Origin of the sequence: Pseudomonas botevensis, assembly GCF_019145475.1 — a bacterium.
Lineage (GTDB): Bacteria > Pseudomonadota > Gammaproteobacteria > Pseudomonadales > Pseudomonadaceae > Aquipseudomonas > Aquipseudomonas botevensis.
Genome location: NZ_JAHTKI010000009.1, coordinates 249059 through 261348, shown reverse-complemented (window position 1 = coordinate 261348; position 12290 = coordinate 249059). Strand labels below are relative to the sequence as shown.

The 12290-nt window shown below is 59.0% G+C and carries 12 protein-coding genes and 4 tRNA genes; 4 read left to right on the top strand and 12 right to left on the bottom strand.

Annotated elements, in window-relative coordinates:
• The first annotated feature begins 160 nt into the window (after positions 1-160).
• A complete protein-coding gene (locus KVQ74_RS14300) occupies positions 161-430 on the top strand; it encodes a DUF1654 domain-containing protein (protein ID WP_404822680.1) in 270 nt (89 codons plus the stop codon).
• 4 nt (positions 431-434) lie between these two features.
• Positions 435-1124, top strand: coding sequence for an endonuclease (locus tag KVQ74_RS14295; RefSeq protein WP_217831725.1), 690 nt, complete (start codon positions 435-437; stop codon positions 1122-1124).
• A 53-nt stretch (positions 1125-1177) separates the two neighbouring features.
• Here the strand turns inward: KVQ74_RS14295 and KVQ74_RS14290 are convergent, their stop codons facing one another.
• Both KVQ74_RS14290 and KVQ74_RS14285 read right to left on the bottom strand, forming a co-directional pair.
• Positions 1178-2089 (bottom strand): siderophore-interacting protein, encoded by a 912-nt coding sequence (locus tag KVQ74_RS14290; protein ID WP_217831724.1) that lies wholly within the window; start codon positions 2087-2089, stop codon positions 1178-1180.
• A gap of 85 nt (positions 2090-2174) precedes the next feature.
• On the bottom strand, positions 2175-2543 hold the full coding sequence (locus KVQ74_RS14285; protein WP_217831723.1) for an SPOR domain-containing protein: 369 nt from the start codon (positions 2541-2543) through the stop codon (positions 2175-2177).
• 249 nt (positions 2544-2792) lie between these two features.
• Between KVQ74_RS14285 and csrA the strand changes: the two genes are divergently transcribed.
• Positions 2793-2987, top strand: a complete 195-nt coding sequence (gene csrA / locus KVQ74_RS14280) for a carbon storage regulator CsrA (RefSeq protein ID WP_003179932.1) — start codon at positions 2793-2795, stop codon at positions 2985-2987.
• 208 nt (positions 2988-3195) lie between these two features.
• On the opposite strand, the gene KVQ74_RS14275 is transcribed toward csrA, so the two are convergent.
• The 3 genes from KVQ74_RS14275 to KVQ74_RS14265 form a co-directional block, all read right to left on the bottom strand.
• Positions 3196-3651, bottom strand: coding sequence for a DUF2214 family protein (locus KVQ74_RS14275; protein ID WP_217831722.1), 456 nt, complete (start codon positions 3649-3651; stop codon positions 3196-3198).
• A 116-nt stretch (positions 3652-3767) separates the two neighbouring features.
• Positions 3768-4022: a hypothetical protein gene (locus KVQ74_RS14270; protein WP_217831721.1), complete on the bottom strand. Its 255-nt coding sequence runs from the start codon at positions 4020-4022 to the stop codon at positions 3768-3770.
• 108 nt (positions 4023-4130) lie between these two features.
• Positions 4131-4207 (bottom strand) — tRNA-Val (locus tag KVQ74_RS14265).
• Between the two features lie 183 nt (positions 4208-4390).
• Between KVQ74_RS14265 and KVQ74_RS14260 the strand changes: the two genes are divergently transcribed.
• Complete coding sequence (locus KVQ74_RS14260; RefSeq protein ID WP_217831720.1) at positions 4391-5674, top strand: NAD(P)/FAD-dependent oxidoreductase; 1284 nt, start codon at positions 4391-4393, stop codon at positions 5672-5674.
• 56 nt (positions 5675-5730) lie between these two features.
• On the opposite strand, the gene KVQ74_RS14255 is transcribed toward KVQ74_RS14260, so the two are convergent.
• From KVQ74_RS14255 to KVQ74_RS14225, 7 genes are all read right to left on the bottom strand, one after another.
• Positions 5731-6702, bottom strand: coding sequence for an XdhC family protein (locus tag KVQ74_RS14255; RefSeq protein ID WP_217831719.1), 972 nt, complete (start codon positions 6700-6702; stop codon positions 5731-5733).
• A 2-nt stretch (positions 6703-6704) separates the two neighbouring features.
• Positions 6705-7940 (bottom strand): c-type cytochrome, encoded by a 1236-nt coding sequence (locus tag KVQ74_RS14250; RefSeq protein ID WP_217831718.1) that lies wholly within the window; start codon positions 7938-7940, stop codon positions 6705-6707.
• Positions 7941-7942: 2 nt separating this feature from the next.
• Positions 7943-8482, bottom strand: a complete 540-nt coding sequence (locus tag KVQ74_RS14245; RefSeq protein ID WP_217831717.1) for a (2Fe-2S)-binding protein — start codon at positions 8480-8482, stop codon at positions 7943-7945.
• A complete protein-coding gene (locus tag KVQ74_RS14240; RefSeq protein WP_217831716.1) occupies positions 8475-11306 on the bottom strand; it encodes a xanthine dehydrogenase family protein molybdopterin-binding subunit in 2832 nt (943 codons plus the stop codon). The genes KVQ74_RS14245 and KVQ74_RS14240 overlap by 8 nt, the downstream gene beginning before the upstream one ends.
• A gap of 369 nt (positions 11307-11675) precedes the next feature.
• Positions 11676-11752 (bottom strand) — tRNA-Asp (locus tag KVQ74_RS14235).
• Between the two features lie 93 nt (positions 11753-11845).
• Positions 11846-11922 (bottom strand) — tRNA-Asp (locus KVQ74_RS14230).
• Between the two features lie 54 nt (positions 11923-11976).
• Positions 11977-12052, bottom strand: a tRNA-Val gene (locus KVQ74_RS14225).
• Between the last annotated feature and the right edge of the window lie 238 nt (positions 12053-12290).

Sequence of the window (12290 nt, the reverse complement as noted above, 5' to 3'; positions counted from 1 at the left end):
CCACTCGCCATTGCGGCGAGTGGTGAGGAGATGCCTACAGTTGATTCTGATCTTTCCTGCAGAAAAATTTAACCTGCACCACATCAAAACCGGAAAAGCGCTGTCAGAGGATTCTCTTTAATTTTAAGCAGTTGCGAAAATGCCCACAGTTAAATACTGTATGCACGTACAGCTTAATAAGGATAACCTCGTGGCCACCTCCCCTGATGCTCCTGACGCTTACGAACGCATGGGCATGCGTGTTCAAAAAATCATCAATTCCCCCTCCGCACAAAAAGCCAAAGCCGCCCTGATTTTCCGCCTCGCGGATGAACCCGTGGATGAGTGGGAGCGCTTGCTTGAGGAGATTGACGAGAACGACAACGTCACGCTCGCTTATCGCGACGATGGTGGTGTGCAGATTTTCTGGGTTGTGCCTAAGGAAGATTGATTCAATGAGTGTCCGCTGTTTTGCTTTGCTGTTGCTGTTCATTTCCATCGGTGCCCAGGCTGCTGCGCCGCGCACATTCAACGAAGCCAAGAAGGTCGCCTGGAAGCTGTACGCACCACAGTCCACCGAGTTTTATTGCGGCTGCAAATACACAGGCAACAAGGTAGATCTGGCCGCTTGCGGTTATGTGCCCCGCAAAAACGCCAAACGCGCATCACGAATCGAATGGGAACATATTGTCCCGGCCTGGGAGTTTGGCCATCAGCGTCAGTGCTGGCAGGACGGCGGTCGCAAGAATTGCACGCGCTACGATCCGTCCTATCAGAAAGCCGAAGCCGACTTGCACAACCTCGTGCCGAGCATCGGCGAGGTCAACGGCGACCGCAGCAATTTCAGCTACGGCTGGCTGCCTGTGCAGAAAGGCCAGTACGGCTCATGCCTGACTCAGGTCGACTTCAAGGCGAAGAAGGTCATGCCCCGCCCTTCGATTCGCGGCATGATCGCCCGCACCTATTTCTACATGAGCAAGCAATATGGCTTGCGCCTGTCGAAGCAAGACCGGCAACTCTACGAAGCATGGGACAAGACTTACCCGGTCCAGGACTGGGAACGCCAGCGTAATCAAAGCGTGGCGTGCGTGATGGGTCGCGGCAATGAGTTCGTCGGACCGGTGAATATGAAAGCCTGCGGTTGACCTACCGCGCACAAAAAAGGCCTCGAACATTAAGTTCGAGGCCTTTTTTGTGGCTAGCTGCCGGGCTTGTTGTAACGCCAGTAGCCCATCAGATTGAGCGAGTCACGAGGAATGCCACGCTCCTTGATCAGATGTTTGCGCAGACTCATCACCGCAGCGGACTCGCCGGCGACCCAGCCATAGAATCCCTCGGCAGCCAGGTCGGCAACCTCCCAGAGAATGTCCTTGTCTATGTCGACATCCGCCAACTCGATCGCTTGGCCGACTGACGATGCATCCACTGGCAATACGGCCTGACGCACCGCCTCCACCATCAGCGTGCCAGCCACTGCCGCCCCCGCCTGTTCCCGAATCAGCCACTCCACGCACAGACCCGGCCAATCCGGGACCGGCAGCATGTCCTGCGTACTCTCCACCTCGAAAAACGCCTGGGTCTGTGGCGGCTCGGCAAGTGCCGCCAGTTCGTCCAGGATTCCCATCGCGGCCGGCAACGCAGTCGAATCGGCCACCAGCAAAACCTGCTTCAGGTTCTGTGGAGGCTTCCACTCGTAGCCACCTGCTTCTTTGCCCGAGAAACGGCTGTCGGGCGCCAGAATCTGCATCGACTCTCCCGGCTGCGCATGCAACGCCCATCGCGAGGCGGGACCGGTCTCACCGTGCAAGACAAAATCGATGTCCACCTCGCCCTGCTCTGCACGCAAATGACGGATGGTATAGGTGCGCATTGCCGGACGCCGATCCGCCAGCATTGAACGGAAACGGTTATACCAGCCTTCACTTTGAGCCAGTCTTGAAGGCGACCCATTCTGGGCAGGGAAAAACAGTTTGACCCGCTGATCCGGCGCCCAGGTTGCCATCTCGCTCACTGGCGGACCGGAAAGCGTTACCCGCATCAGATGAGGGCTTAACTGTTGCTTTTGACGCAGCACTACATCGAACAATTTGTAGGGTGTGGCGGAGGCCATCGGGAGCTCCTTCTGGATTCGTCGGTAACTCCATTGAAACGAGCCACACCAGACGCCCTTTAGCCTTCCCCGCCGAATGGATCCCTTACTGAGCGGCTGTGCGCTCGATCACCAGCGATTCGATGTTCTGCTTTTTCGCCCGAACCAGGGCAGCATTCAACTCAACCTGACGCGCTTCGGCATCGGCTTTCGAGTTGAACGGGCCAACCAGAATCCGGGTATTGCCACTGCTGTCCTTGATCACGCTGGGCACAAAAGCGTGCTCGATCAACCAGCCGCTCAGGTCGCTGACCGCCTGAGTGGTTTCACCACGCACCTCAAGATCCCACTGTGGTGCCGAGGCTACGGCAGACGCCGCAACGGCCTCCGACTTCGGCTTTTGCGCATCCACACTCTTGCCTTCACCACATCCTGCCAGGACCAGAGCCGCGACTACCCAGACCAATTTGCGCACAACGCGTCCCTCTGAATTCCGAAAGCGGCGATCTTAACATTCGCGAATGCTTTCCGAGTCCAACAAAATGGGCACAAAACAACGAGATTGATGATTACAGCACCTGTATAGTTACGCGCTGGGAATTAATGCCGCATCTGCGCGTCAGAAAGATGCACCCAAAATGTGAGACTTCGCACTAATCTATACGTACCACCGACCTCTGCACTGCCTGCATCAGGTGCCCCACAAGCAATCAAGGAGAAGACCATGCTGATACTCACCCGCAAAGTCGGTGAAAGCATAAACATTGGTGACGACATAACGATCACCATTCTCGGCGTCAGCGGCCAACAGGTTCGCATCGGCATCAACGCTCCGAAGAACGTTGCCGTACACCGCGAAGAGATCTACCAACGCATTCAGGCTGGCCTGACCGCCCCGGACAAGCCGCAGACTCCCTGAGCCCTATCGCAGTCAGTAGCCAGTTCGTTTGCCTTCGTGTAATGGCTGGCTAAAGATTCAAGCGTCGTACCGCCCCTGCCTCATGGGCCACGAAACCCGCAACGCCTCTCCCTCCTGCGCGTGCCTCCTTTTTTCGCAACCGATACTAACCATCATTTCAATGGTTGGCTGTCGGACGTTTCCGAAGAAGAGCAGGGAATCCGTCCGTCTAGCCGAACGTCACGCCACGCGCCATGCCGGTGGCCGCCACAACCATCAGAATCAACAACAACGCTTCGACATGACTGATGCGGGCAAATACCTTTGCACGTCCGATATCGAGGGTCGCGCCCCGCGCCTGGGCAATACGCCATTTGATCAGCGTGACCATCGGTGCGAGCTCCAACAGCAGGATCAGCACAAACAGCGTCATCTTCAGATGGAACAGCGGTTGGTGCAGGTAATAATCAGAACCCTTCTCGTAACCACCAAAGGCGCGCATGCCGCCGGTGACGAGCAGCACCAGCGCCGAAATCCCCCACAGATTGTCCGCCAGCAATACCCGTCGAACTTCACCCGCCCCGGCCGCCAGACGACTGAATGCCGTTCCACGAGTCAACACGGCCCAGAAGCCCAAGGCAAACGCCAATAGATGAATCGCTGCAAGAAACCAATGAACTAGCATTGATGAACTCCCGCCAGGCAGAGTAGGAAATCGGCCAGACAGTAGTAGTCGATAAAGCGTGACTCTGCCCGACAGAGCGTCGAGCGCAATACTTGTCGAAAGGACAGGAAGGGATATCAGAGGAAGGCAAATCGCAGGCAAAAAAAATCCCAAGCAGCTGATGGAAGCTTGGGATTTAAAAATGCATAAACCGTGGTGGTGAACGCGGGACGGATATTACTGAACCAACGTACTTGTAACAAGCTATTTTCGATAACCGGTTGGTTAAATAGAATCGTAAGCCTTTCAATATCCACACTATTTTCATGGCTGATAACAAAAATTGCTGATAGACGGCAATTGAGCCACAACCGAAAAATCCAGTCCGACACAGAAACGCTCAAGATGGGTTCTGCAAAAGTTTTGCAAATCGCAGAAAGCAAAAAGGGGTCACCGTTTCCGGTGACCCCTCTAGACCGCCCAGCAGAGCGGATTTTGTTTGGTAGGCGCGATTGGACTCGAACCAACGACCCCCACCATGTCAAGGTGGTGCTCTAACCAACTGAGCTACGTGCCTGCTGTGAGGCGGCATTCTACGGAATTCCGGAGGGGTGTCAACACCTTTTTTTCACCTAACCCTATGAATATGCAAAATATTTAATTTCGCCCCGGCAAAGAAGATTTTCCGGTGGCTGGCGGAGGATTTTCAACTCGGGTAGGATCGACGCACTCGTAAAATATATTAAACAGAGGCTGCAGGATGGCGAACACCCCTTACCCAGAGTCTTATTACGCGGCATCGGCCAATGCCGTACCGCCACGTCCGGCCTTGCAGGATGATGTGGAGACGGATGTCTGTGTGATTGGCGCTGGTTATACGGGGCTTTCCTCGGCCCTGTTTCTGCTGGAGAACGGTTTTCGCGTGACTGTACTGGAGGCGGCCAAGGTCGGTTTCGGCGCCTCGGGTCGCAATGGCGGGCAAATCGTCAACAGCTACAGCCGTGATATTGATGTGATCGAGCGCACGGTCGGCCCGAAACAGGCGCAATTGCTTGGGCAGATGGCGTTCGAAGGCGGCCGGATCATTCGTGAGCGGGTCAGCAAATACAACATCCAGTGCGACCTGAAGGACGGCGGCGTGTTCGCCGCCCTCTCGGCCAGGCAGATGGGTCACCTGGAATCACAGAAGCGCCTGTGGGAGCGCTTCGGTCACACACAACTGGAGCTGCTCGACCAGCGCCGCATCCGCGAAGTGGTGGCCTGTGATCAATACGTGGGCGGCATGCTCGACATGAGCGGCGGCCATATTCATCCATTGAACCTGGCGCTGGGTGAAGCCGCCGCCGTGGAATCCCTGGGCGGCACGATCTACGAACAATCGCCAGCCATGCGCATCGAGCGCGGCGCCAATCCGGTGGTGCATACACCGCAAGGCAAGGTCAGGGCCAAGTTCATCATCGTGGCCGGCAACGCCTATCTCGGCAATCTGGTGCCGGAACTGGCGGCCAAATCAATGCCGTGCGGTACGCAGGTCATCACGACCGAGCCCCTCGGTGATGAACTGGCGAAAACCCTGCTCCCGCAGGATTACTGCGTTGAAGACTGCAATTACCTGCTCGACTACTACCGCCTTACAGGTGACAAACGTCTGATCTTCGGCGGCGGCGTGGTCTATGGCGCGCGGGATCCGGCGAACATCGAGGCGATCATCCGCCCGAAAATGCTCAAGGCGTTCCCGCAACTCAAGGATGTGAAGATTGACTACGCCTGGACCGGAAATTTCCTGCTGACTCTGTCGCGCTTGCCGCAGGTCGGACGCCTGGGCGACAACATCTATTACTCCCAGGGTTGCAGCGGCCACGGCGTCACCTACACGCATCTGGCCGGCAAGGTATTGGCCGAAGCCCTGCGCGGTCAGGCCGAGCGTTTTGATGCGTTTGCCGATCTGCCGCATTACCCCTTCCCTGGCGGGCAAATGCTGCGCACACCGTTTGCCGCGCTGGGCGCATGGTATTACGGGCTGCGGGACAAACTGGGCGTTTGATGAGCCGCAAATAGAAAAGGGCCGCTAGGACAGCGGCCCTTTTTTTTGCCCGGGAATCAGAGCTGCTCCCGAGCAATCCCGCTACGGATCCGCAAGATATCCGCCAGCACCGCCAGAGCAATTTCCGCCGGGGTCTTGCTGCCGAGGTTCAGGCCGATCGGTGCGTGAATCCGCGCCAGCTCGCTCTCCCCCAGCCCGCCAATCCGGCGCAACCGCTCGAAGCGCTTCTGCGACGTCTGCAGCGAACCCATCACACCAATATAAAAAGCCTCAGTGCGCACCGCCTCCATCATCGCCAGGTCGTCGATACGCGGATCGTGAGTCAACGCCACCACCGCCGTATCACGGTGACAGCCGCCATCGGCAATGAACACCGACGGCAATTGCCGACGAATCTCCACGCCATCAAGCACCACACCTTCCAGCACCTCATCGCGGGGATCACAGAGAATCACCTCGAACCCGAGACCGACCGCAAAATCGGCACATGCCTGCGCCACGCTGGAATACCCCGCCAGCAACAATCGCTGGGCCGCGCCGACACGAATCCTTACCCGATCAATCTCGCGCTCGATCCGCGCACCTTGCTCGCGATCGGCAAACAGACCGCGCGCACCTGTCGCCAGATCGACCTCGCGGATCAACCGACGCTGCCCCAGCAGCGCCGATTCGAGTTCACGCAGATGCGCCTGCACCTCGCAGCCGGCGTCAAATTTCTCTACCAGCACATCGAGAATACCGCCACAGGGCAGGCTGACCCGCGAACGCGGATCGTCGCCTTCCCCGTAACGCACGACGTTGACCGGATCGAAAAACGCACCTTCCGCGACGCGCTCGAGAAAGTCTTCCTCGACACAGCCGCCGGACAGCGACCCGATCCACTGCCCGCCATCGTTCACCGCCAGCAGCGAACCCGGCGCGCGCGGCGCCGAGCCGTAGGTCGTCAGCACGGTACAGAGCCAGATGCGCTGTCCGGCGGTCGACCACTCCAGCGCTCGGCGCACCACTTGCAGATCGAGATGCTGCATGGTCAGTGCGCCTTATGCTCGACGGACGGTGCGTCAGCCTGGAGCTTCTGCACATCGCCAACCGCCAGTTCGCCCGCCTGACCACCCCAACCCTGACGCAGGTAATTCAGCAGATCGGTCAGTTGCTCGGCACTCAGCTTGTCGGCGAAGCCCGGCATCGGTTGCATGTGTTCGAACCCGGCGAATTTCTGCTCGCCGATGCCATCCTCGATGACCCGCAGCAAGTTGCGCGGATCTTCCAGGCGCAGCGTGGTGTTGCCGCGCATGGCGACGGCGATGTGCGGCTTGCCCTCACCACCGGCCGCGTGACACCCGGCGCAGACGTTCAAATATTCCTGACGACCACGCTGGGCACTGGCACTGAGCTTGTCCAGAGACACTTCGGTCAACTCTTTTGCCGCTGGCGGCTTGTCGCCGAGCAGGAAGGTGGCCATCGCCGCCAGGTCAGGATCGTTCAGGCCCTGAGTGCTGTTGTGGAACACCGGAAACATCTCGTTGAACATCGTGCCCTGGGCGCTCATCCCGTGCTTGAGGAACGTGCTCAGATCCTGATGATTCCAGCCCCGTGCCGTCAGGTCTGTCGCCAGCAGGCTCGGCGCCAGATAGCCGTTGAGGATGCCGCCGGTCATGCGTTTGTCTTGCTGCATCGCTCCCGGCAAACCGCGCGGGGTGTGGCATTCGCCGCAATGGCCGAGCACGTCGACCATGTATTGGCCGCGCTTCCAGGCTTCGCTTTTGCCCTCGGCGGACTCCAGCTTCACGTCTTTGCCGTAGAGCATGTTCCAACCCGTCAGGCCCAGGCGCACGTTGAACGGAAAGCTCAGGCTGGTTACCGGCGCAGCGCGCTCGATAGGCTCGACGGTTTTCAGATACGCGTGAATCGCGTCCGAGTCCTCTCGCGGCATCAAGTGATACGAGGTGTAAGGCATTGCCGGGTACAGATTGGCGCCATCACGACGCTTGCCCTTGGTCAGCGCGGCGAAGAACTCTTCATCGGTATAAAGGCCGATCCCGTGCTCCTTGCTCGGGGTGATGTTGGTGCCGTAGATCGTGCCGAACGGTGACACGATCGGCAGCCCGCCGGCATAGGGCGCGCCACCCGGCGCGGTGTGGCAGGCCATGCAGTCGGCGGCGCGGGCGAGGTACTCGCCGCGCTTGACCGCATCATCCGCGTGCGCCAGAAACACCGGCGCAGCCAGCCCGACCGCCAGGGTCAGGCGGGTCAATAAACGCTTCATGCTTAACCCTCCTTGACCAGGCCGAGATCGGTCAGCACGTTGCGGGTGGCGTTGTAGTAACGCACGTACCCGGTGCAACGGCAGACGTGATGGCCGAGGCTGTCCTCGATGACCTGCTCCAGCTGGCTTTTGACGATCGGCTGGCGTTGCAGTTTCTCCACCAGCACGGTGGCGGCATTGACGAAACCTGGCGCGCAATAGCTGCACTGGAAAGCGAATTCGTCGACGAAACGCTGCTGGATCGGGTTCAGTTCGGTGACCTGGCCCTGCTCGTCACGCTTGGCGTGGCCTTCGATGGTGCGCACTTTCTTGCCCTCGAAATAATGTGCACCGGTGATACAGGTGCGCACTTCTTCGCTGGTGCCGTCCGGGTTGTCGACGATCACTACGCAGGCGTGGCAGATACCCTGGCCGCAGCCGAGGCGCGAACCGGTGAGGTTCTTGTATTCATGCAGATAATCGATCATCGGCAGGTCATCAGGGATGTCCACCGGGCCGACGGATTGACCGTTGAGAGTCAGTTGAAGCGGACGGTTAGCCATTGAGGGCCTCCTTGATGCGCGCAGCAGTGATTGGCAGATCGCGAACACGTTTACCGATGGCGTGAGCCACGGCGTTGCCGATGGCGCCGACCACCGGAATCATCACCACCTCGGCGATGCCTTTGGACGGGTCGCTTGGCGACAGGGGCGGCAGGATCTCCGCCGTCTGTTTCCACACCGCAACGTGACGCGCCATCGGCAGGCGATAACGGTTGAAGTTCCAGTCACCCTCCCCCGGCCCGCCCTCGTACAACGGCATCTCTTCCATCAGCGCGTGACCGATCCCCATGGCGATTCCGCCTTCGAGCTGGCCCTTGACCAGTTCTTCGACCAGCACCCGGCCGCACTCCAGCCACGAGTGATGGTTGAGCACTTCCACTTCTGCCGAACCTTTGTTGACCTTCAGTTCCACCAGCGTCGCGACCGGGCTGTAGTACGTCACGGCGGCATTGTTCAGTTGAACCACCGGATAGGCGACGTTCTGCCGATCCAGCAAGTGGAAACCGGCGCTGTTCATCTGCGCCTTTTTCGCATTTGGAGCGCCATCGCCGTACTTCACGGCCAGACCATCCAGCGGCAGACGTTCGCGCACGCCGTCGATGCTGTACTCGGCCTCGGCCCAGCTCCAGCGGTTGAAGCCGTGTACCGTGGCACCGGTCACCAGACCGCGTTCATGGGCACGCTTGGCCAGCTCTTCGAAGCTCAGTGGCTGCATGCCGTTGGCAGTCAGCTTGCCGTCGACCCAATGCGCGTCTTCACGCCGCACCACATAAGGGTTGGCCTGGCCGCCGTACGGGCCTTGTCGCCAGATTTCCAGCGCTGCCGGCCACAAACCGTGGTTGAACAGCACACGCGCCGCTTCACGGGTGGCGTGGCTGAAGTAGTAGGCCGAGTTGGTCGCCGACGAGGCCGACGCCAGTTTGCCAACCCAGCGTGGATTGCGCAGGAAGTTGTCCTGCTCGGCCTGGCTCATGATGTAAGGGTTGCCGGCGGTGACCAGCTGCATTTCCTTCCATTCGGTTTCGCCAGTCTTCACATCGTGGGCCGGACTGCCGAGGAAATCGGCGACGACCAGCGCTTGCGAAGTGGACATGCCGGTGCCGATCTCGATGCCGATATGACGCAGGGAAATACGCCCGTCGGCGCTGAACTCGATGCTGGCCATCGGCGCTTCGGAGCCGGTGCCGAAGTCTTTCTGGCAGATGGCGAAACCGACGCCGTACCAGTTATCCGGATCCGCCGCTTCGCGCTGCTTCTTGATCGCGTCACGGTTTTTCCAGACTTCGTGCAGCGACGCCTTGTCGAGAATCTCGTGCAGGCGCAACGCACCGGCCGGAATCGCGCCCTGGGTGTTTTTCATCCCCGAGCGCAACGCATTCTTGCGACGCAGGTCGATCGCATCGACACCGAGGCGACCGGCGATTTCGTCGACCATCATTTCGGTCGAAGCCATGCTTTGCAGGGTGCCGTAGCCGCGCATCGAACCCGCTTCAACCGCGCGGGAGTGGTACGCGGTGACCTGCAGATCGTTTTGCGGCATGTAGTAGATCGACTGCGCCGCCGTGGCGCCAACCGCCGCCACTGACGGGCTGTAGTTGATCCGGCCACCGCCGTCGACGCTCATTTGCGCGCGGAAAATCTTGAAGCTGTGATCGGTCTTGTCCACCGCCAATTGATAACGGATGTCGAACGGGTGACGCTTGATACCGCTCTGGAACTGCTCGTAGCGGTCGTTCGCCAGACGCACCGGCACACCGGCGCCGTACAACGCGGCAAGGGCTGCGTAGTAAACGAAAATGTTGTGGTCTTTCGAACCGTACCCCACGGTGTAGCCAGGGTGCATGTTCAGATTGGCCAGGCCATAGCGCGACGGCGCGATCATTTTCGCGGTCTCGGTCGCGGTTTCCAGCGGGCATTGGGTGGCGACGACGAAATGCAGGGTCTTGGTCGCCGGGTCGTACCAGCCGTTGCCGTTGTCCGGCTCCATGGCGGCCGGTTCGATCGATGGGGTCTTGTAGCGCTCGTCGAACACCAGCCAGTTGTCCGGCGGCGTGTCGATCTCTTTTTTCATGCGGTCGGCGTAGAACAGGCCGCGCTCGGTCAGGTTGCCGTGCAGGTTCGGCTGGGAATTCCATACCGGGCGACGGTTCTTGAGCATCGGGAACAGGATCGAGTCCTTGAGGCTGGCGAACTCATCTTCGTCCGCCGAAGTCGCACCGCCGACGCGCACGTAACGGAAACTGCCATAGGGATCGCCTTCGTAGAACGGCACCTGGGCGCCGTAACGAATCGCTTTGTCATTGAATTTGAGTTTGTTCTTGGCCTGGCGGAAGCGCTCGAAATCGTTCCAGATCAGGATCGCCACCGGATGACCGATGAACATCGGCACCTTGCCTGGCGGCAGCAACGGGTCCGGGGCGTGCTCTTCCGGGAATACGATGCCGTCCTGGTCCAGATCGGCAGCGGTGACGATGCGATCAGGCTGCAAATCAGCGCCGAGCCACGACAGGTCATAGCCGTCGTAGACGCGGTCGGCCTTGATGGTTTTCAGCAACATGGCATGGCCTTGCTGCTGAGGCCAGCCCGGCATGTCCCTGGAACGGATATCGCGAGCAAACACTTTGCTGCCGCAGACCTTGGACAAGGCATCGTTACGCTGGCGTGCCTTGCCGTTATTGCCGAGCCATTGCTCGGACGGCACGGTCACGCTGTTTTCCATCAAGGCAGCCAGCGCCTGGCTGCTGAGCGGCGTGAGCGTGACGCTCACCCCCGCCACCAGCCCGCCCTGAAGGAACGAGCGCCGGGATATTTCACGGTTGGACATGGATCATCCTCTGGGTGGTTATGGATCCACCCTTCTGGTTATGTACTGGGAATCTCGAGTCTTGCAGAAGCCCTTTCTGGCGAAACAAAGGGCTGTGATGACAGTGCAAAGCTGACCGAAAGGTTAACTTTATAGGTTTCTGCGCCTGCGGAAAACAACTGGAAACAAAAATCTGACTAAAGAATCAAAAAAATACTGTGGGATTTGTGCTGATGAGGGAGCCGGAGCTTGGGAGGGGGCAAAGGAGGAAAGGTCAAATTTCAGACACAAAAAACCCCGGTCTTTCGACCAGGGTCTTTGCTATCGATCCGAATCAGCCAGCTGCTGGTTTCGGCGCTTCAAGGCGTTCAGTGGTCCTCGAAGCAGATATGGCGCAGCGGACGGGACTCGAACCCGCGACCCCCGGCGTGACAGGCCGGTATTCTAACCGACTGAACTACCGCTGCGTATCGCTTTGAGCTTGCGCTCAAGTAACTCGTTTGATTGAAAGCTTCGGTGCTTTGCAATCGCGAACCAGACATCGCCTGACTCGTAAAATATGGCGCAGCGGACGGGACTCGAACCCGCGACCCCCGGCGTGACAGGCCGGTATTCTAACCGACTGAACTACCGCTGCGCGTCGGTGGAGGCATTTCAGCCTTCCATCTTGCTTTCGCAAGACTCTCGGGAGTGGTGGGTGATGACGGGATCGAACCGCCGACATTCTGCTTGTAAGGCAGACGCTCTCCCAGCTGAGCTAATCACCCGTTTGCATCTCCGAGGCCGCGAAATTTACGCAGGTAGCGAACCTAAGTCAATAGCAGGATTGAAGTTTTTCTGAAAAAGACAAAATCATGTCGCTGCGCCGGGAATCAGCGCCAACCGCCCTCCCCTGCGCAACCAGACCACTTTCGCGGGCAGGCCCGCTCCCGCAAGAGGAATGCATTCCAAATACGGGAGCGGGCCTGCTCGCGAAGACATCGGCACATCCGCCACCGACGCCCG

What these genes read in the sequence shown, in the direction of transcription:
- KVQ74_RS14255 (WP_217831719.1), bottom strand. Translation starts at nt 6,702, where the DNA reads ATGCAGCATCTCGATCTGCAAGTGGTGCGCCGAGCGCTGGAGTGGTCG.
- KVQ74_RS14240 (WP_217831716.1), bottom strand. Translation starts at nt 11,306, where the DNA reads ATGTCCAACCGTGAAATATCCCGGCGCTCGTTCCTTCAGGGCGGGCTG.
- KVQ74_RS14295 (WP_217831725.1), top strand. Translation starts at nt 435, where the DNA reads ATGAGTGTCCGCTGTTTTGCTTTGCTGTTGCTGTTCATTTCCATCGGT.
- KVQ74_RS14290 (WP_217831724.1), bottom strand. Translation starts at nt 2,089, where the DNA reads ATGGCCTCCGCCACACCCTACAAATTGTTCGATGTAGTGCTGCGTCAA.
- KVQ74_RS14300 (WP_404822680.1), top strand. Translation starts at nt 161, where the DNA reads ATGCACGTACAGCTTAATAAGGATAACCTCGTGGCCACCTCCCCTGAT.
- csrA (WP_003179932.1), top strand. Translation starts at nt 2,793, where the DNA reads ATGCTGATACTCACCCGCAAAGTCGGTGAAAGCATAAACATTGGTGAC.
- KVQ74_RS14275 (WP_217831722.1), bottom strand. Translation starts at nt 3,651, where the DNA reads ATGCTAGTTCATTGGTTTCTTGCAGCGATTCATCTATTGGCGTTTGCC.
- KVQ74_RS14260 (WP_217831720.1), top strand. Translation starts at nt 4,391, where the DNA reads ATGGCGAACACCCCTTACCCAGAGTCTTATTACGCGGCATCGGCCAAT.
- KVQ74_RS14250 (WP_217831718.1), bottom strand. Translation starts at nt 7,940, where the DNA reads ATGAAGCGTTTATTGACCCGCCTGACCCTGGCGGTCGGGCTGGCTGCG.
- KVQ74_RS14245 (WP_217831717.1), bottom strand. Translation starts at nt 8,482, where the DNA reads ATGGCTAACCGTCCGCTTCAACTGACTCTCAACGGTCAATCCGTCGGC.